General features: G+C 57.2%; 17 protein-coding genes and 2 pseudogenes. 6 read left to right on the top strand and 13 right to left on the bottom strand.

All coding sequences use genetic code 11. The annotated features are described in order from the left end of the window. Nucleotides 1–163 precede the first annotated feature (163 nt). The 10 genes and pseudogenes from ACSZO1_RS13275 to ACSZO1_RS13320 form a co-directional block, all read right to left on the bottom strand. Nucleotides 164–4675 (bottom strand): annotated as a pseudogene (locus tag ACSZO1_RS13275) (RHS repeat-associated core domain-containing protein); the annotation flags it as partial. A 21-nt stretch (nucleotides 4676–4696) separates the two neighbouring features. Then, nucleotides 4697–5614, bottom strand: coding sequence for a DUF4123 domain-containing protein (locus tag ACSZO1_RS13280; RefSeq protein ID WP_437613273.1), 918 nt, complete (start codon nucleotides 5612–5614; stop codon nucleotides 4697–4699). A 58-nt stretch (nucleotides 5615–5672) separates the two neighbouring features. Next, a complete protein-coding gene (locus ACSZO1_RS13285) occupies nucleotides 5673–6587 on the bottom strand; it encodes a DUF4123 domain-containing protein (protein WP_437613274.1) in 915 nt (304 codons plus the stop codon). A 126-nt stretch (nucleotides 6588–6713) separates the two neighbouring features. Next, nucleotides 6714–7478, bottom strand: a complete 765-nt coding sequence (locus ACSZO1_RS13290; protein ID WP_437613276.1) for an ankyrin repeat domain-containing protein — start codon at nucleotides 7476–7478, stop codon at nucleotides 6714–6716. Nucleotides 7479–7481: 3 nt separating this feature from the next. Next, on the bottom strand, nucleotides 7482–8261 hold the full coding sequence (locus tag ACSZO1_RS13295; RefSeq protein ID WP_437613278.1) for an ankyrin repeat domain-containing protein: 780 nt from the start codon (nucleotides 8259–8261) through the stop codon (nucleotides 7482–7484). Then, nucleotides 8239–9633 carry a PAAR domain-containing protein gene (locus ACSZO1_RS13300; RefSeq protein ID WP_437613280.1) on the bottom strand — a complete coding sequence of 465 codons (1395 nt, stop codon included), beginning with the start codon at nucleotides 9631–9633 and terminating at the stop codon, nucleotides 8239–8241. The genes ACSZO1_RS13295 and ACSZO1_RS13300 overlap by 23 nt, the downstream gene beginning before the upstream one ends. 9 nt (nucleotides 9634–9642) lie before the next feature. Then, entirely contained in the window at nucleotides 9643–11679 is a 2037-nt protein-coding gene (tssI, locus tag ACSZO1_RS13305) for a type VI secretion system tip protein TssI/VgrG (protein WP_437613282.1), read from the bottom strand. Nucleotides 11680–11958: 279 nt separating this feature from the next. Then, complete coding sequence (locus tag ACSZO1_RS13310; RefSeq protein WP_437613284.1) at nucleotides 11959–12477, bottom strand: Hcp family type VI secretion system effector; 519 nt, start codon at nucleotides 12475–12477, stop codon at nucleotides 11959–11961. A gap of 273 nt (nucleotides 12478–12750) precedes the next feature. Then, on the bottom strand, nucleotides 12751–13953 hold the full coding sequence (locus tag ACSZO1_RS13315; RefSeq protein WP_437613286.1) for a lactonase family protein: 1203 nt from the start codon (nucleotides 13951–13953) through the stop codon (nucleotides 12751–12753). 114 nt (nucleotides 13954–14067) lie between these two features. After that, nucleotides 14068–14949: a LysR family transcriptional regulator gene (locus tag ACSZO1_RS13320; protein ID WP_437613287.1), complete on the bottom strand. Its 882-nt coding sequence runs from the start codon at nucleotides 14947–14949 to the stop codon at nucleotides 14068–14070. A gap of 112 nt (nucleotides 14950–15061) precedes the next feature. Between ACSZO1_RS13320 and ACSZO1_RS13325 the strand changes: the two genes are divergently transcribed. Together ACSZO1_RS13325 and ACSZO1_RS13330 are read left to right on the top strand one after the other, a co-directional pair. Further along, nucleotides 15062–15715 carry a DsbA family protein gene (locus ACSZO1_RS13325; RefSeq protein WP_437613289.1) on the top strand — a complete coding sequence of 218 codons (654 nt, stop codon included), beginning with the start codon at nucleotides 15062–15064 and terminating at the stop codon, nucleotides 15713–15715. 11 nt (nucleotides 15716–15726) lie between these two features. Next, nucleotides 15727–16578: a Vmh family MBL fold metallo-hydrolase gene (locus ACSZO1_RS13330; protein WP_437613301.1), complete on the top strand. Its 852-nt coding sequence runs from the start codon at nucleotides 15727–15729 to the stop codon at nucleotides 16576–16578. 27 nt (nucleotides 16579–16605) lie between these two features. Here ACSZO1_RS13330 and ACSZO1_RS13335 read toward each other — a convergent pair whose 3' ends face one another. Then, complete coding sequence (locus ACSZO1_RS13335; protein ID WP_437613291.1) at nucleotides 16606–17496, bottom strand: MurR/RpiR family transcriptional regulator; 891 nt, start codon at nucleotides 17494–17496, stop codon at nucleotides 16606–16608. A 390-nt stretch (nucleotides 17497–17886) separates the two neighbouring features. Between ACSZO1_RS13335 and ACSZO1_RS13340 the strand changes: the two genes are divergently transcribed. From ACSZO1_RS13340 to ACSZO1_RS13350, 3 genes are all read left to right on the top strand, one after another. Continuing rightward, nucleotides 17887–20016, top strand: a complete 2130-nt coding sequence (locus tag ACSZO1_RS13340; RefSeq protein WP_437613293.1) for a TonB-dependent siderophore receptor — start codon at nucleotides 17887–17889, stop codon at nucleotides 20014–20016. 55 nt (nucleotides 20017–20071) lie between these two features. Continuing rightward, a complete protein-coding gene (locus tag ACSZO1_RS13345) occupies nucleotides 20072–21157 on the top strand; it encodes an ABC transporter substrate-binding protein (RefSeq protein WP_437613303.1) in 1086 nt (361 codons plus the stop codon). 222 nt (nucleotides 21158–21379) lie between these two features. After that, entirely contained in the window at nucleotides 21380–22066 is a 687-nt protein-coding gene (locus ACSZO1_RS13350) for a DUF3313 domain-containing protein (protein ID WP_437613295.1), read from the top strand. A 4-nt stretch (nucleotides 22067–22070) separates the two neighbouring features. Here the strand turns inward: ACSZO1_RS13350 and ACSZO1_RS13355 are convergent, their stop codons facing one another. Beyond that, on the bottom strand, nucleotides 22071–22691 hold the full coding sequence (locus tag ACSZO1_RS13355; protein WP_437613297.1) for a TetR/AcrR family transcriptional regulator: 621 nt from the start codon (nucleotides 22689–22691) through the stop codon (nucleotides 22071–22073). 226 nt (nucleotides 22692–22917) lie between these two features. Here ACSZO1_RS13355 and katG point away from each other — a divergent pair, with 226 nt between their 5' ends. Beyond that, nucleotides 22918–25095: a catalase/peroxidase HPI gene (gene katG, locus ACSZO1_RS13360; RefSeq protein ID WP_437613299.1), complete on the top strand. Its 2178-nt coding sequence runs from the start codon at nucleotides 22918–22920 to the stop codon at nucleotides 25093–25095. 42 nt (nucleotides 25096–25137) lie between these two features. Here the strand turns inward: katG and ACSZO1_RS13365 are convergent. After that, nucleotides 25138–26370: pseudogene (locus ACSZO1_RS13365) on the bottom strand (glycoside hydrolase family 1 protein); the annotation flags it as partial. Between the last annotated feature and the right edge of the window lie 123 nt (nucleotides 26371–26493).

The following is a 26493-nucleotide window of genomic DNA, read 5'->3' on the forward strand; positions in this document are numbered from 1 at the left end:
GTTCCGGCAGCCTTCAGTGGTCTTTGCAGAGTTAAGACAGGCGGCTTAGCGTTGCACTTCGAACTTGAATCCGCCCTGCATCATTTACCGAGCTCTGACTAAATCGGATCTCTTTGGGATCTAATTCATGTATTGTCCCTGCCCCCTTAGTTTTTCCTTCTTTCGGGGTCAGCCCCAGCGGATCCACCCAATCCACCGGATTATGCACATACCCCTGCGGCCTCAGCCCTCCACGCAGCCCTATCGGGTCCGGCGAGATATACTGCCCTATCTCCGGGTCATAATAACGATGGCGGTTGTAGTATAACCCACTCTCCGCGTCATACAACTGACCGGGGTAGCGCAGGTCGCAGCTCACTTCATCATTAGCGGCATCGCCCAGCCAGCGGCGCAGCGCCATCGGGGTTTTCGCCTCGCGGTATGCGCCCCACAGCGCCTGTTCGCCGCGCCAGTGGACATCACCCTCTTCACTGCACAGCTCACGTGCGGTGCCGGTCAGGTCGGTGACGATATAGTGCAGTCGCGTCGCACCATTCTGCTGTTCCAGCTGCGCCAGCGGGCGGAAACTGCCGGGTTCATACACCCACTGCACTGCCCGTGCCGCATTGCCATCCGCCAGCCACTGCTGCTGGCCGACCAGCTGATCGCCGTCCCAGTGATACTCCACCCGCATCAGCGCCTGCGCGGAATCAACACGCCCTTCGCGTGCCTTACTGACCCGGCGACCAAAGGCATCATAGCGATAGCGCTAGCGCGCGCCGTCCGGCAGCGTGATACGCACCAGCCGATCATGGGCATCCCACTGATATTCGGTTTCCTGCGGGCGGAAACCGGCACGATTCAGACGTTTTGTAATCAGCCGGCCACAGGCATCGTAACTGTATTCCCCCTCGCCACGACGGATAACGCGTCCTGCCACATCATAATGTGCAGCCTGCGACTGTGTGCTTTCCTGCGAACCTTTTGGCGCCAGCTGCGACACTTCACACAGGTTCTGTTCACTGTCATAGCCAAACAGTCTTGCCTGGCGACGCCGCCCTTCGCTGCGCCGCTCGGCGGTGATCTGCCCGGTACCATTCAGACGAAACGCCTGCTCGCCCCAGTGGCTGTCGTCAATCGCCGTCAGTCTGTCCAGCGCATCATACTGGTAGCGACGTTCCAGCACGTCATTGACTTCACCGCCGCCCGGCTCCAGCCACTGCCGTGACAGCAGGCCGGTCGCGCTCCACTCATGGCACAGCGCAAAGCCCTGACCATTGCTGCGCTGCTGCTCCTGTCCCATGCTGTTGTGGCTGAAAGAAAGTGGCTGGTGCGAACCAATACTGAGTGCGCTCAGCCGTCCGTTATGCCACGCCAGCCCCAGCGTATTGAGCATACCGTCCACCGCCGCGCGTCGTCCGGCCTGGTCGTAACCTGAACGTATCGCGCGACCATTCACCTTCTCTTCCAGCAGCGATCCCGCAGGACTCCACTCGTACTCCACCGTGGCATCCGGCCCCGCCGCCTGCAACAGACGTCCGGCGAGGTCGTAGCTGAAGGTGGTGACCCCTTCACGGGTTCCGTCACTGCGGCTGGCGCGGATTTCACTCAGCTGACCCACGGCATCATAGTGGTAAGCTAGCACGCTGCCATCAGGCGCGGTGCGCTGCGCCAGCTGTCCGGCCAGATCGTAGGCGTAGCGATACACCCGGCCATCATAGTGCTGCTCTTCGCTCAGACGGCCGCTGTTGTCAAAGCGGTACTGCCATGTCTGGTTATGGCTGTTGGTGACGCCCGCGAATTCAGATTCGGCGTTATAGTGGTAGCGTATCACCGCGCCCAGCGGGTCAGTGGCTTCGGTCAGGTTGTCGAATGCGCCATAGCGGAACAGGTGATTCTGGCCGAGGGCATCGGTTACACCGGTCAGGTTGCCTTCAATATCGTAGCTAAAGCGGGTTTCGGTGCCGTCTTCGTAGATCACTTTAGCAGGTGCTTCGCGCCCGCCCTGATACTCCCAGCGACGGATCAGCACCCCCTCTTCGTGCGCGATATGGCGCTCGATCAGGCGGTCGCTGCTGTCATGCCAGAAGGTGACCGCTGGCGCATTATCCGGCTCCAGCCGCTGCAGCAGACCGCGTGCATTGTAGTGGTAGTGTTGCGCCATACCGTCTGGCGCAACGGCCGATGCCAGCTGCCCCTGCGCATTCCAGTGATATTGCCAGGCACGCCCTTCGGCATCGACGGTGGCTTCCAGCTGACCGAGCGCATTACGCTGATACGTCCAGCTGCTGCCGAGCGGGTTGCTGTAGGCCAGCAGCTGCCCATCTTCATCGTATTCATAGCGATGGACGGCGCCATTGGGCAGGGTAACGCTGGTGATCTGGCCCCAGTCATTGCGGGTGAATTCGGTGCGATTACCCAGCGCATCGGTCTGCGCCACCAGCTGGTTATCAACCCATTCGAAATGATTTTCACCGCCATCGGGCTCACGTCGGCAGAGAATGTTGTTGCGGGTATCACGCACAAAGCTGGTGACGCCGCCAAAACCGCTGTAGTAATGTCCGGTCAGATTCTCATCGTCCCAGACAAAACGGCCATCCCAGTAACCGCCCGCCGCCTGGTCTTTGATCGAGCGCCCCTGCTTATCATAGGTATGTTCAACCCAGGTCTGCGACAGATCGTTCCAGCGCAGCAGCCAGCCTTCCGGCGACCACTGATAATCAAAGTTACGACCTTCACCGGCACGAACACTCAGCAGATACCCCTGTTGATCGTAACGGTAGCTGGCAAGGGTTTTAAGCGGCTGGCGCGCCGCATCGCATAGCGTCAACGCGGTAATACGCTGATGGGCCGTTTCAACATGCACCAGACGACCATCCGGCAGTTCGAGCCAGCGCAGTGCACTGCGTTCCCACAGGAAGTGAATGCGCTGTCCTGAACGGTTTTCGATTGCCGTCAGACACAGCTGTTTACCCAGCGCATGGTCGAAGCTGTAGCGCGTACCGTCGAGATTGATGAGAAGCAGCTGGCCCTGCTGACGCGTCAGTCGCCACTGCGGGTTAGAGGCGGCACGTTCCATCTGACCTTCTGCCGGTAAGGCGAAGACAGCGCGGTTAAACTCACCATCAGTCAGGGTGACGATGCCGTGATCAAGGGTAAGCTGCATATCCCAGTTGGTACGCCACAACCGACCCAGCAGCCCCGGAATACGCTCTCCTGCCGAACGGTAATAGCGTTTAAATGACAGCGGCAACAAACCGGAGAGGGTGAAATCGGTACGCCAGTCAACCACCGCACCAGTGGCCATATCGACGGGTTCACCTTTGGTCTGGCAGCCATCAGTTGTCCCGTTACACTCCCCATCCTTTTCTGCAGCTTGCTTTTTCTTCGCCGCATTGTCGCCATCCACATCATCATGCGCACGCCCCGCATTATGCGAATCCGTTGCCTCTGATTCTCCTTTGGCATTTTTGCGCGCGTAGCTGCCTTTCGGTTTGGCGGTGCCGGTCACCCGGGTGACCACTTTGGCGATAAACTCATCAAACTTGCTGCTGATAAAGGCCAGTGCTTCATCATATTTTTTGATCAGCTTACCAATCGCCTCCACCATCGCGTTGAAGCTGTCCTTCATCACCGAGACAATCCAGTTGCCTTTCTGTGCCGACTCCTGCAGCACTTTAATCAGTGCCGAATGGATCTTCAGCAGCAGCTGTTTCCCGTCCTCGCCGTACTTTTTCAGCTGGCTGCGCATGTTTGCCAGCCCTTTGACCAGGTTACCGTCAGAGAGGTTACGGATAATTTTGATCGCGCGTTTCAGCGCAGCGGAATCGGCCACGCCACTCTTGCCCAGCACTTTGATGATCGCGCGCCCGGACACTTTCAGCGCATCGCCCAGCCCTGGAATCAGACCGATGGCACAGAGCGCGCCATCAGCAATATGCAGGTTGTCATCAAGCAGCGCCGGTTGTTCATAGGTATTCCAGCCCCATTCACCGATGGAGTAGACATCCATCGCCTGCCCCACCACCGGAATAAAACCCAGTGCAATTTCGCAGAACAGCAGCACAGCGCTGTTATCATCATCAGCCTTATCCGCCACTTCCGCCGCCAGGCTGTGGTGGATTTTATTGATTGCCCGCTTCAGTTCGACGCTGCCGCGATTGATCTTGCGGTCCAGCTAGTGAAAACGATCCCAGGCTTTGCGGTATTCATCCGGCACCGAGTTAAACATCCCGCCCAGGAAACCGCTGTTATCGATATCAACATAGTTATCGCTGCTGTCGTCAGCGTCATACTCCAGTAACCCCAGCTTACGCAGTAACAGAAACAGCGTGAAATATTCCCCGGCCAGCACTGCATAGTCTGGATTCGCCTGCAGCACCGGGTTGTTCGCCACCGTCTCCTTTGGGCTGAATTCATCAGAGCCTTCTTCGATCAACAGCTCGTAGTTACTGCAGCCCATGTCGTAGATTAAGCACAGGCCGTTGGCATCGGTTTTACCGTGGATCTCTTTGTTATTGCTGTCAGTCAGAACAAACGGGGCATTCGGTACAGGTTTACCTGAATCGTAGTGATAATGGACCAGCACCTCGCAGCCACATTTCACACAACCACCGGAAAGCGTGTTGTCGGTGCTGAAGTTTTTCGCGGCCGCGTCATCGCTGACAGACAGCACCGCCTGTTTATTCTCACTCATTAAAACGGCTTCCTTTTCTCGTTATGCCATATCCAGTTGTTCAATCGCCTTGCGGTACAGCCGATCCATACGGCTTTCACTGCCGATATACTCGACCTGCTGCAATATGGGCTGCGCCCAGTCGCTGGCAATAAACGCCGGTTCCAGTTCGGTCGCCAGCGCCAGATAACGCACAATATCGCGGTCATTGTTAAAGCCATGGAGCTGCGCCTGGGTGCGCTGTTGGACGATAAATTCCGTCAGTACCGTGTCGTCGGCATCGCGCCAGCGCGCGTGGTACTGACGCAGATGCTCGCTGTAGCGCACCAGCACGCGTTTATCGGACGGTGCCAGAATCGCCTGCCACTGCAGCTCACTGAGCTGACGCGGCATCACCATCGGCTGCGCGACATATTCGCGCCGGGTCAGCGTCAGGCTGTCGGCATTCCCCTGACAACCCAGCTGCCAGAAGGTGGCGACCGGGCCATAAAATGAGGTGGCTTCATTCACCGTGCTGGCCGCCAGCAGCGGTGTGATCACCTGCCAGTCGCTGACGCGCAAAATGGCGTTCTCCCCGTCCTGTGTTTCGACCAGGCTCCACTGGCGCAGATGTTTCACCAGCTCCAGCAGCTGATCGAGCGGTGACAGCGTGCGCATAAACCACTCCAGCTGAATGCCGATGCCCCAGCCCTCCTGAATCAGCAGATGTTCGCGCAGTTGCGGCCAGTTGGTCGGGTTCACCGGAATGCAGTACGGTGAGATCGACGCGTGGATGCGTCCGCTTTCGCCCCAGTACAGGCGTGTCTGCTCAAGGCTGCCGCCCCAGCGCTCCGCCAGCCAGGGCACGGCATCGTTAATCGCCGCCTCGGCAATCACAAAGCAGCCACCTTCCGCCAGCTTGCTTTGCCAGTCAGCTTCCGTTTCAGGTTTCAGTTGCTGAAAGGTTTGAGACAGGGTCACGCTGTGTTCTCCGTAAAATCGGCTAATTCGCCGCGCATCCAGCCGGGACGGTGATAATTCAGGCGGACATCTGCCACCTGGCGGGATTGGATTTGAAAATCCGCAGGCTTTCACCGAGCGGATAACGTTGTGTTAAGTGCATAAATTGCGGATGCAGATAAAACTCACTGCCCAGCAGCCAGCGATGTGCTGACCAGCCTTCACACTCGTCGGCAGAGGCATAGGGATAACGCTGTTGCGCAGCGGCGATGCCACTGAGAAAGCGGCTTTTCAGCCACTCAATATCGAGTTCTTCACGGTAGAACTGGCTGGCATGCAGCCACAGCTGATTCGCCAGCCGGTGCAGGCGATTTTCATCCGCCAGCAGATAAAACTGGTAACGACTGAGAATGATGCGGTAATCCGGCTGACTGTCTGCGCAAGTGTCGCTGGCCCATAGCGGCTGATACAGACCGTCGGCACTGTCACCATTCGCCAGCGGCAGCCAGAGGGCATTGATGCCGGCAGCGAAAGCCTGCTGCTGTTCAGCATTCATCGTCGGCCACCAGCGCCTCAATACGGCTGCCGACCAGCTGCGCCAGATTGCCGCGGTATCGTCCGGGTAGCGGCAGTGAATACGCTGTTGCCAGTAGTGACAGATATCCGCTAACGGCAATGCGCTGTGCAGCAGTACGATGCCGCTATGCCGTGCTTCCTGGGTGTCTTGCAGCCAGTGCAGCAGGGTTTCACCCGGGCCTCCTTCGTCAATTTGCACCAGCATCGGCGCGACAGGCTGCCAGTCAGCGGCCGCACCGGTAAAATGCAGCGTCTGCCATAAATGGTCGGCTCGCGGCTGAAAGGCGCGCCAGAACGCAGGCAGCGCCGGATAAAGCAGCGGGTCGACCAGCGCGTAAAGCGGCAACGCGAAATGCTGGCTTACCGCAAACAGGGAAAGTCCGGTTGTCGTCATAGTGTTGGGTCGATAGTGGGTCATTCAGCGCCCGGCCGGGTGGCGGGCAGCAGTCAGAAACGTTACGGGTGCGGCGAGAGAGGGTAAATTCTGTTATTTTCACCGTTCTCTGCCAGTGTGCAGAGAACGGTCGGGCAGGCAAAAACAGCGTTAAAGCTTTTCGCCCTGCGCGCGACGCGCCTGCACTTCGCGTGGCGACAGCGGCGGGAATGTTCTGCCACGCTGTTCAAGCTGCTGTTTCACCTTCAGCAACGAGGGATAACGTGGAGAATTCGCTGACATGATAGCGAGGCTGTCATGTACCACCCAGGCGAGATCCGCGCCAACACTGTCATATCCCGTGACACTGGCCCCCTGCTCAATCAGCCAGAGTACGATCTGATATTGATTGATATAGGCTGCATACAGCGCACTATTACGCTGTAGTTTGTCTTTTTTATTGAGATCTGCACCGCGTTGTACCAGCAACTCAATATCAGCCCAGCGCGCTTCACCAATTGCACTAAACAGCGCTGGCTGACCATTGCGATCCACACTGTCCGGGTCACCGCCCGCATCAAGAATGATGCGCAGCCAGTCAGGGTCTTTACCGCCTGACACCCAGTTCACTGCGCTGTCTCCTGAGCCGTCCTTAAAATTCGGATCGGCACCCAGTTTTAGCGCCAGCTGTACGGCGTTTTTGTCCTGAGTTTCATAAATCAGCCACAGCAATGGCGGAACGCCCTCTTTGCCACGGATATTTAAATCGAGCCCGCTGGCTAATAAACGACGGGCTTCACTTTCATTCCCCTGACGCAGCGTCTGCAGGAGTTCAGCCATAGGTGGCGTAAAGAGTTCGCTAGCCTGCATGTTCTTCCCTCCCGCCTGACAGGCAGACAGTAATCCGCTGAGCAGTAACGCGATCACTATGTGCATGAGTTAAATCTTTTCACCTTTCGCTCTGAGGGCGCGAATCTCTTTCGGCGATGGCGGCGGGAATGTCACACCCTGTTGCTCCAGTGTGTGTTTCACTTTTAATAATGTTTTATAACGAGGTGACTCCGGCGACATAATCGACAGGCTGTCATGCACCATCCACGACAGATCAGCACCAGAACGGTCATAACCTTTCACGCTGGCACCCTGTTCAATCAGCCACCACGTGAAGTCATACTGATTAAGATAAGCAGCATACAGCGCACTGTTCCTGCTCAGCCCATCCGGTAAATTAACATCCGCACCGCGTTCAACCAGCATTTCTGTATTCGCCCAGCGTTCTTCTCTGATAGCATTAAATAACGCGGGTTCTGCCTGACGGCCAATGGAATTGGGATCGCCACCTGCGGCCAGAATTATGCTCAGCCACTCTGGATCTTTGACACCTGCAACCCGGTTGACGGCAGTATCGCCCGAACCGTCTTTATAATTCGGATTAGCGCCCAGCGTTAATGCCAGCCGCGTTGCAGCTTTATCCTGCGTCTGGTAAATCAGCCATAGCAACGGCGTGATACCCTGTTTACCCTGAGTATTTAAATCCACGCCTTCGGCCATTAAGCGGCGTGCCTGTGCCTCGTCTCCCTGGCGGATGGCTTGCAATAATGTAACCATCGGTGGGTCAAACAGCTCTCCGATTTGCATTTTGTGTCCTCCAGCCTGACAGGCGCTTAACATTCCACTAAACAGTACCACCATCCATTTAAACTTTGTCAGCCACTGCATCAGCCCCCTTAAGTACACTCGTTATCTTCCCGATATCTTCTTTCTTTTGACTTTCAATACCTGCAATAACCTGATCCATACCGTGCCGTGCAAGAGGTGAGCCACCGACTGCCGGTAGTGGCATCATCTGTCCGACAGCTTTAGGTAAGCCGCCACTCAGTAAGGCACCTGCGCCAGCCACTGCGCCAATAGCCGCCCCTGTCGGACCGCCGATCAGTGCACCTGCCCCCGATAATAAACCCGGAACCGCCGCTTTTCCCCAGCCCTGTACCAGCGTCAGAATCTCGCCATCTACTGCCTGAGTGTTAATCAGTGTCGAGGTTTCAGCCAGACTGGCACCGTCGGCTCTCGCCACCGTTTTGCTATGTAACCCCGCGGAATTGAAAGTATATCCTGGTAGTTTTGTCACGCTTACCGCTGCCGAAGCCAGCCCACCCCCTAAAGAATGGCCAACCGCCACAAGAGGTGTGTCAGATACGATATTTTTCACCACTCTGGCAGTATCCATTGCCCGTTTATACTGCTCCATTTCAATTCCCATGCCCTGGCCCTGATTGGCTAACCAGTCTTCTTTTCCGGTGACACTGTTGTTCGTCCCTCTGAAAGTGAGCATCGTCTCATCATTGACTGCGGACTTGAATAACGCTGAACCAAAGCCGGATTCGGCATCCGTAAAGGTCACATTTGCCAGTTCAGGTATTTGTTGTGCAGTCAGGATCTCCAGCCCCACCGGTGCTTTCGGCAGCACATCCCGTGCACCACGCGCCACCTCATCCACCGCGTAGACATACTGTGCCGCTTCGGCACGTAAGATGCTGTCGTTATTAAATGCCAGCCGGGTTGCCGCGTCTTTCAGACCAGGCAATGATGTCGCTTCCTGCGCCAGCTTCGCGCGTGCCAGGTAGCGGTCTTTACGCTGCAGTACACTCAGCGCCTCATCCAGCATCGGCAACTCAGCGGTCTGCGCCCATTCCATCAGCGCAGGCAGCAGCATCGGTGTCAGCGCCAGCAGCGGGGCACGGCTTTTCGCCGAGGCGGCACCACACTCTTTCACCGGCGACTGCAACGGTGAATCACCAATAATCACATCGCCACTGCCCGCCGCCACGGAACCGCCACAGCCGATGGCATCGCCGATCCGCGCCGCCAGCTTGCCGTTGATAATCACGCTGCCAGACCCGGCAGAGATCGCCCGGCTATGCACACCGTGCGGCATATTCGGACACGGGCAGGCATGCAGCAACACCGCGTCACCTTTGCGCGCCGCAGGTTTGCCATTAATTATCACATCGCCACTGCCCGCAATAATCGGCGTGGCAGGAAAACAGCCGTGTCCGGCACAGCTGTCCGCTAAACGTGCAGCACCTGGCATCGTTTCTCCTTAGCGCCGGTCTGGCGCTTCCGGCAGGGTCGGTTTGGTTGGTGTTTCCGGTTCAATCGACACCGGTGCGGTTCCTGCCCCTGCTGCGCCACCATCATTGATTTTCACTACGCTGCCAAGAATGGTGATGCCCGCGCTATCGATCTTAATAAAGCCACCCGGCCCTTTAATCGTCAGTGACTGACCGGCTTCCAGCACGATATCGGTCGCTTTCAGGTAGCTGTCAGTGTTCACCACCACCCGCTGGCTGGCGCCAATCAGCGCTTCTTCCGAGCCACTCAGGGTGGTCTGGCGGCTGCCATCAATGCGCGTCACTTCACCACCGCCGATAAAGCGTTTAAATGACTGAGCAATGCTCTGGATAAAATGGCGACCAATGGCCTGATGATGGTCCTGACCGATTTGCTCGAAATCGTCCTGACCGACGGTGCGATGGTGGTGACGGTCAATACGCTGGAAACGATCCTGCGCCACGCTGAGGTGCTCATCGCGTCCCACGCTCTGGCGATGGATATTGTTAATCACCGTATCCATATCTTTCTGCGCATGGGTGTAAATCTGTTCGCGCGTCGCTTCATCTTCAAAGCGCAGTTCGTTAAAACCACTGCCTTTATGAGTGTCGGTACGCAGGGTGGTACGGGTTTTATGTTCCGGCAGCACATACGGCGTCGGATTAGTGGCATGATACGTACGCCCGGTGACCAGCGGCTGGTCCGGATCGCCTTCGAGGAAGCTCACCACCACTTCATGACCGATGCGCGGAATGGCGATCATCCCGTACTGACCGCCCGCCCAGCCCTGGCTGACACGCACCCAGCACGAACTCTGGTCGTCGCTCGCACCGTAACGGTCCCACGGGAACTGCAGCTTCACCCGGCCATATTTGTCGCAGTAAATCTCCTCGCCCGCCGGGCCCGTCACCGTCGCAATCTGCGGGCCGTCCACCATCGGCTTGTGCGGCAGCGGCGCACGCCACGTCGTCACCGCCTTTATCACCGCAAATTCGTTACTCAGCGTGGTCGGTTCACCGCCGCCCTCTTCTTCCAGCGCCTGCGGCTGTTTCCCGGTGTGAATCACCGCCGTCACCTGCCAGCCGGTGTTCAGCGCCGCGTTCGGGTGCTCCGTCAGCGCAAAGCTCTGCCCCGGGCGTAAATCCGCGCAGTTTGACGCGCCGCCGCCGGTCACCGCCTCTGCCCGCAGCGCGTCAAGGCGGAAGCCGGTGAACGCCTGACCGCTCGCGTCCAGCTTGAAGCGCCCCGGGTAGTCGTAGTGCTCGTACTGCTCGCGCTGGTGCGCCAGCTCACCGCTCACCTTCCTGTGCGACAGCGCGTAGGCCGGGGTTTTAAAGCTGTAGTCCTTCAGCTCCACCTCCGCCGTGCTCACCGTCTCGGCATAGCGGAAGCGGCGGACAAACGCCCCCTGCGACAGCCCCTGGTTCGCCATGTTAAAGAACAGCGGCTCCCCCTGGCCCAGCGCACCCGCGTCATCCGCGAACACCACCCGGTGCGTGCCGGCTTCATACTCGTGGAAGAAGAACATCCCCTCTTCCGCCGCCAGGCGGCTGATAAACTCAAGGTCCCTCTCGCGGTACTGCACGCAGTATTCACGCTCCGCGTGCGCGTGGCGCAGCGCAAAGGCGTAGTCCGTGATGCCCCCTTCCTGCAGCAGCGTGCTGATGATGGTCTGCGGGTCCTGCGCCTGGAAGATACGCGCGTTGCGCCGCAGACCCAGCCGCCACAGCGACGGTCGCACCTCCGCCTGGTAACGCGTGCGGCGAAAGCCGGTGTCGCCCTGCGCAAAACGGCTGACAATCCCGCTCACCCGCCGCTGCAGCGTGCCCTCATACCACACCATCAGCTCACACGGCTGGTCCAGCACCGCCGCGAAATCAATCCCCGGCTGCGCGCTCGCCAGGTTCAGCGCCAGCACAAACGGCCGGTTCAGCCCCTCGTCCAGCTCAAAATCCACCACCGAGAAGGTGCTTTCCGCCAGCGCGCCTATCTTCACGGTGAACTGTAATCCTGTCAGCGTTGCCACCCTGCTTCTCCTCTCTCCCGCCCCACGGCTACCGCACGCCCGGTGACTCACCGTGCGCGCTTCCCGCTGTCTGTTAACTCTGCACTCAGCGCTGGCCTGTGCCACCGCTCAGGGCAGAAACGTAAAAAACCGGTCTGCTCCGGCAAAACACATCTGGAAAATCAGGCGCTGACGGCCGGGACGGGGGAATAAACGACCGGGTATCTCAGTCTTTTGCTCCCCCTCCTGACCCTCCCCCATTGCATGGGGGAGGGAAACGTACGGCCTGAAGTACAGGGATTACGATTCGATCGGCGCACGCCAGTCGTCAGAACCGGAAGTCCCGGCCACGCTGTGCTCCCAGTCGATTTTGCGGTACGCCAGTGATACTTCGATCAGCTGGGTGAAGTCAGACTTCGCCGGGTCCTGGCAGTGCGGCATCTGGCAGTCGATGTCCACGATGGTGGCGTCGGTCAGGGTGGTGGAGAAGAAGTGCTCCTGCTTGCCTTCCACAGAGGTGCGATACCACTTCAGGGTCACGGTCGGCAGCATCTCGCCGGACGCGAGGGCGTTGTACATCAGCGGCACGGCTTTGTTCAGGGCGACAGTGAATTTGAACGGCTTGTGCACACGCTGGCCGGACGGCTGACCGGACTGCGGGTCAGTCGGCACGGTCACCACGTGTTTGAATTCCTGTACCAGCATTTCGTCTTCGTGGCCCTGCACGTAGATATTGCCGACGGAATCGGAAGTGAAGGCACCGGCGGTGATGTTGCCCTGGGTTTTACCTTCGATGCTGATATAACATGGAGTTGGCATGGTAATGCTCCTTGCAGTTGAACATGTGTGTGTATTTCGCCATGGTCAGGAGCAAGGGGCGTGCCAGAATGATATCCTTATGATTTTAAAGGAAACTTATCTTTACTTTTGATTGTGGTCGCGGGCTGCTCGCAGAAAACTGCGTGCATACTGCACTTTGTGCTGCGTAACCTTGCCAGAGCAGTGACTTAAACCAGAAACAGCGCAAGAAATTGCGCTAGGCAGGAAATTGCGCTGTCCGTTTGACTTAGCATCCCCAGACAACGCACGTGGTCAGTTAAAAAATTTCACATCCGTCGGGGTCGGGATCGTGGCATGGTTTTCGGTCGCCAGCAGAGCACCTGACGGTGCATCGTAGCCGAACACCACCACATTGTTGCTAAAGACATTCGTCACCAGCAAATAACGGCCTGAAGGATCAAAGCAGAACGCGCGCGGTTCACTTCCCCCACTGGCATAACGCCCGGCCAGTTCCAGCGAACCATCCTGACTGATGCGATACACCAGCAAATGGTTATCCTCGCCGCGGTTAGCCGTGATCAGGAACCGGTTGTCCGGGCTGAGGATAATCCCTGCAGCACTGTTAAAAGCCGGATCGCTGTCGTCCGTTAAACGGACTTTGCCCGTTTCGCTCAGACGACCGTCGCTGACGGTAAAGATCACTACTTCACCGCTCATCTCCGCTGTCACATAGGCATATTTGCCGTCCGGCGTGAACACCATATGGCGCGGCCCGCTGCCTGGGGCCATTTTCACATCAAAAGCGGTGACCGCCTCCAGTGGCTGGGCGCGATCAGCATGGTAGCGGTAAGCATGCAGCAGGTCGTTGCCGAGATCGGCGACGTAAAGGTATCTGCCGTCTGGCGTCACGTTCACCGAGTGCGCATGCGCGCTTTGCTGGCGCTCTCTGACCGCCCCCGAACCTGCGTCATAACGAATATGCTGTGTGGCTGCGTTCAGCGCCCCCTGCGGACTGACGGGCAAGACCGCAACGCCCGCGCCGCCCTTTTCCACCGAATAGTTAGCAACCAGTAAAAACTTCGCATCCGGCGTCAGTACCGCGTGTGTCGGTTGTGCCCCCTCGCTGCTGACAGAATTGATCACCGTGATACGACCCGACTCATCACGCGCAAGGCTGGTGACCCGCCCGCTATCCTCTTCGTTAGTGACCCAGGCAAACTTACCGTCCGGGCTGGTGACGATCCACGATGGACTGCTCATCGCCAGATAGCCCAGTACCTCGGCAACGCCGTTGCCGTGCTGCCGCAGGTGATACAGGCCACGAGCCGGATGCTCAGGAATGTCCACCCGCGGCGCATCCGGCACCGCGGTCCAGGTGCCGACCAGCGCCGTCTGCTGCGGCAATGCATCCAGCCCGGCACTTTCCTGCTGCGCCTGAGCAACAGCCGCGACAGAGGTCAGCATCAGCAGTGATGAGAACAGCGCCGGACCGGGTTTATGATTGTTCATCAGCATGGATTACACTCCAGTAAGGTGAGCAGAACACCAAAAAGGTTAATGCTACTGCAATCGCCAGCCAACGTGAATCAGCCGTTTTTGCCAGTACGCTGGACTGGCCCGATTACGCCATTAAATGCCTGCCAGATGCATCTGTACAGCGTCCAGTAACAAACGCAGCGCCGAATGCTGATGCTCGCGTGACATATACAGCCCGTAAATCCCCAGCCGCTGAGGCTCATACTGCGGCAACACCCTGAGAAGACGGCCACTGTCGATCCCGGCGCGCGCCTCACTTTCCGGAACCATCGCCAGACCCGCGCCCGCCATCGCCATATCACACAGCAGAGAAGATATCCCAGCGCTAAAGTTGCCGTTTACCGCCACGGTCACGACATCGTTGTCGCGAGTGTAGAAAGACCAGTTCTGGCTGGCAAAACGGCTGTAGTGGAGGCAATTATGGCTGGTAAGATCCGCCAGCGTCTGCGGTACGCCGTGTGTCGCCAGATAATCGGGTGACGCACACAGGACGGAACGGCACTCGCCAAGACGAAAAGCGATGGCGCCGGGTTCCGGGTCGTTGGTAATGCGAATCGCCAGATCGATGCGTTCTCCCACCAGGCTTACCGGCTGGTTATTGATTTCCACCTCTATTCGCAAGGCCGGATAGCGTGCCAGAAAAGATGGCAATACCGGCCCGAGAATATAGCTGGCGGTAAAATGCGCACAGGCGATGCGCAGTGTACCGGAAGGTGTGGTGCGCGTGGATTGTCCTTCAATATCGTCGGACAGCTGTGCCAGCTGACGTGTTTTTTGCAAAATCTTCTCGCCAGCGGGCGTAATCGTCAGACGGCGTGAAGAACGGTGAATCAGACGCGCACCTGCCCATTTCTCCATTTCGTCCAGATAGCGGCTGACCATTGGACGTGAAATCGCCAGTGAACGGGCCGCAGCGCTCAGGCTGCCCAGTTCACAGATCCGGTTAAACACCACTGATGCCATCACCCGGTCCATATTCTCTCCATCTGATCGATTTACGAAACTGAGCATTCATTATTTCAGGAATTCTCAGCGCTGGGAAACGCCGTAGAATAGTGAGCATTATTCCCTGACAGAGCAACACCCGATGTTTTTTCAAACCGGCATTTACTGGATTATCGATCCCCTGTGTGGCTGGAGTTACGGCGCACTTCCGCTGATTAACCGCATTGCGCAGCGTTTCCCGCAGGCACAATATCTGTTGCCTGGAGGGCTGTTTATTGGCGCCCAGCGCCGCCGGATTGATGCCAGCTGGCTGCAGCATGTCCATGAGCATGATGATCGTATTGCGAAACTGACTGGTATGCCGTTTGGCGATGCTTATCGTCACTCACTGCTGGCGACAGAGGATCTGTTACTCGACTCCCTGCCCGCGTCTCAGGGACTGCTGGCGGTACAACGCTTTGCACAAGCTGGCGCAGAGACAGACTACTTAAATGCCGTGCAAAGCGCCTGGTATCGCGACGGACGCGATATCACCCGCGCCAGCGTGGTTGATGAGATTATCCGGCAGAGTTGCGGCCAGGCCATCTCGCTGACGCAGGTCCGTGCCGATGAGACGATTGCCGCCATCCAGCATGGCCGGATGCTGATGGCGCAGGTGCGCGGCCAGGGTTTCCCAACCGCAGTGCTGGCAGATCGCCAGGGTGTCACTACGTTGCTGCCCGCCGGGCAGTTCTACGGCCAGCCCGAACAATTTTTCGCCACTGTCACCCCCCACCTTGAACAGACTGAACATTAAGGAACGTTATGATGAAAGTTATTTCACTGACCGCGCTATTATCACTCGCCAGCGCTTCGGCTCTGGCCGTCCCGCTGCAGCTGGAGGTGTATAATCCGCAGCACGACGGCATTTTCCCGGTCTCTTCGACCTTAGTCTCCGGCCCGAAAGAGGCGATCCTGGTTGATGCACAGTTCAGCGTGAAAGACGGTGAGCAACTGGTAAAAAAGATTAAGGCGAGCGGTAAAACGCTGAAAGAGATCATTATCACCTCTGGTGATCCTGACTTCTATTTCGGCCTGCAGCCGATTATCAATGCCTGGCCGCAGGTGAAAGTGGTCGCATCACCTAAAGTGGTGGCGCATATTCGCGCCACCAAAGAGGCCAAGCTGCAATACTGGGGACCACAGATGAAAGAAGGTGCGCCGCAGCAAGTCATCGTGCCACAGGAAAGCACCACCACCCGTTTCAGTGTGGATGGCGAAACGCTGGAACTGCGCCACGCCGACAGCTACGTCGCGTATATCTGGATTCCGTCCAGCAAAGCGATTCTTGGCGGCACGGCGGTTTCTTCCGGCATCCACGTCTGGACCGCTGATACGCAAACCCCGGAGAGTCGCCAGAACTGGGTCCGGGTACTGGACGAGGTGCACAGCCTGAAGGCGCAGACCGTGATCCCGGGGCACTACCTTGGCGAACGCCCGGCAGGTGATCAGGCGGTGACCTTTACCCGTGATTATCTGCAGAGTTTTGAGCAGGCGCTGCAGAAAAATCGCACCTCTGGCACGGTGATCGACGCCATGAAAAAAGCCTGGCCCGGCCTGGCGGATGAAAGCTCACTGGAGCTGAGCGCCAAAGTGAATACCGGCGAAATGAAGTGGTAATACGCTGATGATCAACGCGTGCACGGACTATTTTTTCCCGGACGGTTTCAGGCCGCGATAAAAATCCTGCACGCGCTTCATCGTCTTCACCGTGCGCTGCGCCGTGGCGGACGCGACCGACAGAATAATCATCTCCAGACACACCAGCACCGTACCATGCAGCGGAATGCGGCCATTTTCCCCGCCACGCGGCACATTCACCACCACATCGGCTTCGGTGGCAAAAAAGGAATCGGTGGCGTTAGTCAGCAGGATCACCGGCATCCCCAGCCGTTTCGCCTCACGCAGTGTGGTGGTGCCTTCACGGTGCGCGGATTTCTGCGCCATCATAATCAGCACATCGCCGCGCTGTAATTCGAGCAACTGCTCCGCCAGTGATAGCCCGGTGCGATTCAGCGCCACCGCAGGCAGGCCAATACGATTAAACAGACGCGCGCTATAGTCGGCCAGCACACCAGACGCATTAATGCCAAAGATCGCCACCTGACGCGCATCTAACAGCAGCGATACCGCCTGAGTGATCGCCGCACGGTTTGGTGCCTCAGACAACATATCGCAGGTGCGCTTATGCCCTTCCAGCACAAAATCGATGCCGGAATCGATGTCGCAGGTCAGCTCTTTCACCGTGGTGATCATTTTCTCTTCTGAGGTCATCGCCGGGCCAAACCATGCTTCCAGCGTCTTTTTCAGATCGCGCAGGCCAGCGAACCCTAATGCCTGAATCGCCCGCACCACGGTGGCGTCAGAAGTCTGGGTGGCAGCGGCAATGTCCAGCGCCGTGCTTTCCAGTACCTTTTCCCGGTGGTCATTAAGATAATGCGCCACCGCCTGTAATCCCGGCGACAGCGTATGCGCTCGCGCGCGAAAGCGTTCGCCAAAAATATCCACGCGATTTTTTACTGGTTTTCTGGTTGCCATGTGACGTCCGGTTATTGACCAAATAGTAATACGTATCATTCTCTTAGCGCATAATCCTGCCGCCTTCGCATGTAGTCGTCAAGTGCAGGGATTGTGAGAGACGGGTCATCTGACATCAGGAAAACCCAACCATTAAAAATGAAGGGATATAAATAAAGTTGTTTAAATTCAGAAAAATAAATGACAGCTCGCGGCGTTACCTCTGCACAATCAGCCTGCCCTGACGATGTAGTAAAACACCGTAAATTTGCATTTACTACTACATATCGCCATGTTTGAATGATTCTCACTTTCATACAGGGTACTGAAATTTACCTGCTTTTTACTGCTTTATTTAGCGGCAGGGACTGAATTCGTCATTCAAATAACACCAATGGTCAGCTCAGATAAATGAACAATAATATGCTTACGCAATTCAGCAAAAAGCACCAGAAGACGCTTCTGGCCGCGATTTGCAGCGCCACGTTTATGTCTGCAGGGAACAGTTTTGCTGCTGATGACACGAACACCATGACCGTCACCGCGCAGGACAGCAGCGAACAGGATTACAGCGTTGCCAGCACCTCGGTTGCCAGCAAAACGCCAACCGCAAAGCTGAATGAAGCCCAGTCGGTCAGCGTCGTGACGCAGAAGCAGCTGGATGATTATCAGGTCACCAGTCTGGCTGAGGCGCTGCGTTTTGTCAGCGGCGTGTCAGAAGCCAATACCCTCGCCGGAACTGAAGATGGCTTTGTGCGTCGTGGCTTTGGTGCTAACTCGGATGGCTCCATTTATCGCGACGGCATTCGCAGCAGCCAGGGACTGAACCTGAGCGCGACCACGGAACGGGTTGAAGTGCTGAAAGGCTCCTCCTCACTGCTGTATGGTATCCAGAACCCGGGCGGCATTATTAATGTCGTCAGCAAAAAACCGCAGTATGAATGGCACACCAAAGTCAGCGGCCGTTACGCCAGCGAAGGCGGCGGCGCGGGCAGTGTCGATGTCACCGGACCGCTGGGTAACGGCTTTGCTTTCCGTCTGATTGCCGAAAAGCAGGATCAGGATTACTGGCGTAACTTTGGCAAAGATGAGCACACGCTGATCGCACCATCACTGCAGTGGTACGGCGAACAGGCCAGCTTCCTGGTAAGCTATGAAGATTACCGCTATGACATTCCTTACGACCGTGGTACTGCCTTTATTAATGGCAAGCCAGTTGATGTCGGCTATAAAAATCGTCTGGACGATACCGCTAACCGTGCCTGGGGCCATAACAAAACGCTGAACGCGCATTACGACTGGCAGTTCAGCGACGACTGGAGCACCCGCGTCACGCTGGGGATGAACCAGCGCCAGTACAATAATAATGAAGTGCGTGTCACCGCCGTGAATGCCACGACTGGCGCCGTCACCCGCCGGGCCGATGCGAACCGCGGCTTCAACCATAAGACCAAATATGTCTCCTGGGATCTGATCGGCAACCAGGATATCTTCGGTATGGCGCACAGCATCGTGCTGGGCACCGATTATGAGATGAACCAGACCTACCGTGCGCACCAGTATCAGGGCAAGGCCAACAGCAGCTTTAATCTGTACGACCCGCAGTACGATATTCTGTCACCCACCGTGAACAGCACCACGGAAAGAACCGCGAACGCTAATCTGCTGAGCCGGGTTCACAGCCGTTCGGTGTATGCCAAAGACAGCATTTCACTGACGCCAGACTGGATCGCCGTGCTCGGCGGGCGTTACCAGCACTATGAGCAGCGCTCGTCGAAAGGTTTCGACCCGGTGGTGGAAACGCTGAACGATGAAGGCAATAAATTCCTGCCGCAGGCCGGGTTAATCTATAAACTGACGCCGGACGTGTCGCTGTACAGCAGCGTCAGCAAATCGTTCACCCCGTCAACCGACGTGGATGATGACGGCAACGTCGGCAAGCCGGAACAGGGCACCACCTGGGAAGTGGGCAGTAAATGGCAGATTTCACCGAAACTGTTTGCCAGCGTCGCGCTGTATCGTATTGATGAGAAAGATATGTCGCTCAGCATCAATGGCGACACGCGCGAAATTGATAAAGCGCGCTCCAGCGGAGCAGAGTTCGAGCTGAACGGCGAGATCCTGCCGGACTGGGATCTCAGCGCCAGTTACAGCTATGACAAAGCCGAGATTGTTAACGATGGTGAAAACAGCGCCAACAACGGCAACCGGCTGCAGAATGCACCGAAGCACTCCGGCGCACTGTACCTGAGCCACAATCTCAGCGTCAGCGGGATTCCGGGTGACTTCCGTATTGGCGGTGGCGCACGTTATATCGGTACACGCGCAGGCGATCCGGAAAACAGCTTCACCCTGCCCGACTATGTGGTGGCGGACAGCTTTATTGCCTGGAACAATCGCCTGTTCGGTGAGAAAACCCAGCTGCGCCTTAACCTGAATAATATGTTTAACAAGCACTATTACACCTCCAGTGGCGGCAACCTGCGGGTTCGTGAAGGCGCCACCCGTAACGTTATGGTACAGGCCAGTGTTGAATTCTGATGTTAACCCTTTGGCTGGCGCGCGTGGTGCGCCAGCCCTGCTGCGTTCACTGCTGATGGCCGTTCTGCTGTTGGTCGGTGCGCCGGTGATGGCACGCACTATCACCGATATCGACGGTCAGCAGGTCACCATCCCTGACAATCCACAACGGATTGTGCTGGGCGAAAGCCGTATGCTGTATACGCTGGCGATGCTGGAACCGGGCGCCCCCTTCCGCCGTATTGCCGGCTGGCCGCTGGATCTGAAAAAGTACGATGCGCAGAGCTGGGATATTTTCGCCCGTCAGTTCCCGCAGATGCTGACTATCCCGGTACTGGGGCTGGAAGGTGCCAATGATATCAATCCGGAACAGGTGATTGCCCTGCGCCCGGATGTGGTGATCCTGCCCAGTCTGGCGCGCTACAGCGATGCCGATCGCCATCTTGTCTCTATGCTCAATGCGGCGCAGATCCCGGTGGTCAGAATCGACCTGCGCGTTAACCTGCTGAAAAACACCCGCCGCAGCGTCACTCTTCTCGGTGAAGTGCTCAGTCAGCCCGACCGCGCGGCGGCGTTTAACCGTTTCTACGATACGCATATGCAGCGTATCCGCGAACGGTTGGCCAGCTGGCAGGGAGCGAAACCCAGCGCCCTGTTACAACTGCATCTTGGCCGTCGTAATGAGTGCTGTGTCACCGCCGTCAATGGCAGTATCGGTGAACTGCTGGCGTTTGCCGGTGCAGACAATATCGCCAGCCGCAGCGTGCACGGTGTATTCGGCCGCCTGAGCGAAGAAACGGTGATCGCTGCTCAGCCAGAATTCTACTTTGCCACCGGAATGGGCAGCAGTAGCCAGCCAGACACCGTGATACTTGGCCCGGCGGCGACAGCGGCCGAGACACAGCGCAGCATGATCCAGCTGACGGCGAACCAGAATGGCCTGAAAGAACTGCAGGCCCTGCACAACGGCCATGCCGCCGCAGTGTGGCATAATTTCTATATGAGTCCGTGGCACGTTGCAGCCACCGAGTTTTTTGCCAAAACGCTCTATCCGCAGCTGTTTGCCGATGTTGATCCGCAGCAGACGCTGCAGCAGTTGTTCCGTGATTTTCTGCCGATTCCTTACAGCGGCGTCTATTTTTATACCCTGTCAGCGCAGTAAAACGGCGTTTCCCGCCATCACTCTCTGATCGCTGCCCGCGTCTCTCTGCGCGGGCAGTCCGTCTCCTTTCCCCTCCTCTTTGCCGCGGTGCATCAACCATCGCTTGACAGGACCCTGCGTGCAGATCAAAACTAAACCGTACAGTTCGGTTTAGTTTTAAAATCACAGACACTGGCCGGTATATCTCGCCAACACCATCGACAATGCATTAAGGAGCAGGACGTGAAACATCGCATCGCAAACAGAGTGATTCAGGCGGCGACGCTGGCAGCGGTGATAACCGTAACCGGCTGCGCCAGTAACGACCCGGTGCGCTACAGCGGGCTGGCGTCATCGGCACAGCTCAGTCCCAATACCGCCGGGGATAAAGACCGTATCCCGTATAAATATGCCACTCCTGTGGACTGGAAGAAATATGACCGGCTGCTGATTGACCCGGTGATGTTGTACCAGGGCGGCGACAGTCAGTTCGATGATATGGACCCGGCGGACAGAAAAAAGCTGGCGGATTACATGCAGCAAAAATTCTATGACGTGCTGCACAGCCGCTTTATTACCACCTCACCTGCCCGTGCCGACAGCGCAGTACAACCCGGCACCCTGCGCCTGAAACTGACGCTGACCGGCGCTGATACCACGCCACAGGTGGTCGGCACCGTGACCAAATTTGACCTGGCCGGTGGTCCTTACAATATTGTGCAGTCGATCCGCGGCGGGCGCGGCATGATGAGCGGCTCAGTGAATTACGCCGTGGAGGTGCATGACGCCGTTTCCGGCCAGCTGCTGCTGGCGTATGTCGCCCAGCAGTACCCGAATGCCATGAATATTTCCGCCACCATTGGTTCGCTCAGTGCGGCGGAAGTCGGTATCGATAAGGGCGCAGACCAGCTGCTGGAGCTGATGCAGTAACCAGCTACCCTGCCCGGCGAGCGCCGCCCTGGAACAGGTCGACGGCGCTTGCCACCATGGTGCGAATATTCTGTTCTGAATAGCGTGGCGTTTCACGCTGTACCAGCAGGCTGTCCACTTCCGCCCGCAACAAGGCGGAAAACTGCTTCGCCCTTAACATCGCATCGCCGTCACGCAGCTCGCCGCTGTCGATATGCTGACGCATCAGCCCCGCCAGCGCTTCCATACTTTCCTGTGTGCCCGCTTCCTGGAACAGCTTGCCAATATCGGAGTGACCGGCTTCACCGACCACCACGCGATACAACGCCAGCGCCTGACTGTCGCGCGCCAGCACGCCCAGCAAACGCTCGCCAAAACGCGTCAGCTTTTGCTCCAGCGTCAGCGACTCGCTCTCAGGAGTCACCAGCTCCTCTGCCGCCCCGGTGAGAAAATGCGTGCTGTAGGTACGCACCACCGTCTGAAAAAGCGCTTCTTTAGAGTCAAAATAGTTATACAACGTTGCTTTCGAGCCGCCCGCGCGGCGCGCTACCTCATTCATCGAGGCACGTTCGTAACCAAACTCCTGAAAAACGGCGGAAGCAGCGGCAATAATGGCATTTCTTTTTTCGTCGGTAAGCGTTCTCACACAACCTCCCTGCGTTAACTGCTGGCAGCTTAACAAAACCGTACGGTTCATTAAAGGCATCTGCGCTGGCGCAGCGTGGTTTTCAGCGTGGCCTCCGGTGAGATATCCCTCTGATTGTTGTGACATAGACAAGAAAACAACTATCAAATCAGTCGATTTATTCAATTATCTCCTATCATAACTGACAGATACAGTAAGGGTATTCTAACAGCCACGGAGCACTGAAATGAGCGAGTCAAACGATACTTCATCCGCCGGAAAATGTCCCTTTCATCACGCCGCAGAACCGCGCCAGCAGCTGGCCGGTGGCGGCACTAGCAACCGCGACTGGTGGCCGAAAGCGCTGCGCGTCGACCTGCTGAACCAGCACTCCAGCCGTTCCAACCCGCTGCGAGACGACTTTAACTACCGCGAAGAATTTAAAAAACTGGACTATCCGCAGTTAAAAGCCGACCTCAAGGCACTGCTGACGGATTCGCAGTCGTGGTGGCCTGCTGACTGGGGCAGCTACGCCGGGTTATTTATTCGTATGGCCTGGCACAGTGCGGGCACCTACCGCAGCTTTGATGGTCGCGGCGGTTCCGGGCGCGGTCAGCAGCGTTTCGCCCCGCTGAACTCGTGGCCGGATAACGTCAGCCTCGACAAAGCACGCCGTCTGCTGTGGCCGGTCAAGCAAAAGTATGGTCAGAAGATCTCCTGGGCCGACCTGTATATTCTGGCGGGTAACGTGGCGCTGGAAAACGCCGGTTTCCGCACCTTCGGTTTTGGTGCCGGGCGTGAAGACGTCTGGGAGCCAGATATGGACGTCAACTGGGGTGAAGAGAAAGAGTGGCTGGCACACCGTCATCCGGAAAACCTGGCGAAAGATCCGCTCTCCGCTACAGAGATGGGCCTGATTTATGTTAACCCGGAAGGCACCGATCCGGCGGGCAATCCGGCCTTAGCGGCACCCGCTATCCGCGCAACCTTCGGCAACATGGGGATGAATGACGAAGAAACTGTCGCGCTGATCGCCGGTGGTCATACGCTGGGCAAAACCCATGGTGCCGGCGAAGCCAGCCATGTCGGCGTTGAGCCAGAAGGCGCACCACTGGAAGCACAAGGGTTCGGCTGGACCAGCACCCACGGCAGCGGCAGTGGCGCAGATGCCATCACCTCTGGCCTGGAAGTGGTCTGGACGCAGACGCCCACACAGTGGAGTAACTACTTTTTCGAGAACCTGTTCAAATACGAGTGGGAGATGACCACCAGCCCGGCAGGCGCACGTCAGTATGTCGCGAAAGATGCCGACGACATTATTCCTGACCCGTTTGATCCGGCGAAAAAACGTAAGCCGACCATGCTGGTGACCGACCTGACGCTGCGTTTTGATCCGGAATTCGAGAAAATCTCGCGCCGCTTCCTTAATGACCCGCAGGCGTTCAACGAAGCCTTTGCCCGCGCCTGGTTTAAGCTGACGCACCGTGATATGGGGCCGGTTGCCCGTTACCTTGGCCCGGAAGTGCCGAAAGAAGTTCTGAGCTGGCAGGACCCGCTGCCCGCCGCAGTCCTTCAGCCGACACCGGCAGATATTGCGGATGTGAAAGCCAAAATTGCGCAGTCCGGTTTACCGGTCAGTGAACTGGTTTCTGTTGCGTGGGCTTCCGCTTCGACATTCCGCGGTGGCGACAAACGTGGCGGCGCCAATGGCGCGCGTCTTGCGCTGGCGCCACAGAAAGACTGGCCGGTCAATGCGATTGCCAGCCGTGTCCTGCCGCAGTTGCAGGCGATTCAGCAGGCATCTGGCAAAGTGTCACTGGCGGATACCCTTGTGCTGGCGGGTGTGGTCGGTATTGAGCAGGCGGCGGCGGCGGCTGGTGTATCAGTCAGCGTGCCGTTTACCCCGGGCCGTGTCGATGCCACGCAGGCACATACGGATGTCGAGGCGTTTGCGCCACTGGAACCGATTGCCGATGGTTTCCGTAACTATCTGCGTTCACATGGCGGCGACACCACGGAATCACGCCTGATTGATAAAGCACAGCAACTGACGCTGACTGCGCCAGAATTAACCGTGCTGATCGGTGGCCTGCGCGTACTGGGAGCCAACTTCGATGGCAGTCAGCACGGCGTCTTCACTGCGCAGCCGGGCGTACTGAGCAATGACTTCTTTGTCAATCTGCTGGATATGCGTACCGAGTGGAAAGCGACCGACAGCAGCGCTGAGCTGTTTGAAGGACGTGACCGCGTGACCGGGGAAGTGAAATATACCGGCACCCGTACCGACCTGGTGTTCGGTTCCAATGCGGTACTGCGTGCGCTGGCGGAAGTGTATGCCAGTGGTGATGGTAAAGCGCGCTTTGTGCAGGACTTTGTTGCCGCCTGGCACAAAGTAATGAACCTCGATCGTTTCGATCTGGCCTAAGCTAAAACGCGGTGGGGAATCCCCCACCGCGTTGTTCACTGCTTAATCCAGTTTTTCACGGTTCGACTGAATCACGTCGCGATACCAGTAGTAGGAATCTTTCAGGCTGCGTGCGAAGTCGCCCGTACCGTCATCATGGCGATTAACATAGACAAAGCCATAACGCTTACGGTATTCACCGGTGCCCGCGCTGACGATATCCACCGCTGACCACGGCGTATAACCAATGACATTCACGCCATCAGCCAGCGCCTCACCCACCTGCGCAATGTGGTCACGCAGATAGCTGATACGATAATCGTCGTGGATGCTGCCATCCGCTTCCACCTTATCGATCGCACCGAGACCATTTTCCACTATCATCAGCGGCGTGGTCGGATAACGCTGCGTCAGCACATTCAGTACCGTGCGCAGGCCTTTCGGGTCAATCTGCCAGCCCCATTCGCTCGCTTTGAGATACGGGTTATCCAGCGCATCAATATGACCATTACCGCTGGCGACCGTGTGCTCATCTTTCTCGCCGACACACACCGAGTTGTAGTAGCTGAAAGTATAGAAATCGACCGTGCCCTGACGCAGGATCTCCGCATCTTCCGGCTGCTGTTGCAGGCTGATATCATTTTCACGGAAGAAGCGCTGCGCCCACGCCGGATAGTGACCGCGCACATGCACATCACCGGCGATGCTGTTGTGCTTCTCATTCCACTGCTGCTGCAGCTCGATATCGCGTGGCGCACAGGTGCGTGGATAAGAGGTCAGATACGCCAGCATGCAGCCAATCTGGTTGTCAGCATCAATTTCATGACCTCTGCGCACGGTCAGCGCACTGGCCACCAGCTGGTGATGCATCGCCTGGTAGCGGCGCTGCGGGTTATCTTCACCCTCAGGGAAAATCATGCCACCGCCAAGGAAAGCACCGAACGGTAGCGTCAGGATATTGATCTCGTTAAAGGTCAGCCAGCGCCGCACTCTGCCGCGGAAATGGCTCATCACCGCATCGGCATAACGGGTGAAATGGCCAATCAGTTCACGATTATCCCAGCCGCCATAAATTTTGCTCAGCTCGTACGGCATTTCATAATGCGACAGGGTAACCAGCGGCTCGATACCGTATTTTTCCAGCTCATCGAGCACATTGTCGTAAAAGCGCAGGCCTTCGGCATTCGGTTGCTGTTCAATTCCCTGCGGGAAAATACGTGACCAGGCGATGGAGAAACGGAAACATTTCATGCCCATTTCGCCTAACAGGCGGATATCTTCACGGTAGCGGTGATAAAAGTCGGTGCCATGGTGATTAGGGAAGGTGCGATTTAATCGTCAGTTATGAGAACATAACCCTTTCTTTGACATAGACTTTTCACGATGCCCGCTCTTGCCAGCTATTCCTCCCGCAAAAAA

The organism is Erwinia sp. V71, assembly GCF_965644245.1.
GTDB lineage: Bacteria > Pseudomonadota > Gammaproteobacteria > Enterobacterales > Enterobacteriaceae > Erwinia.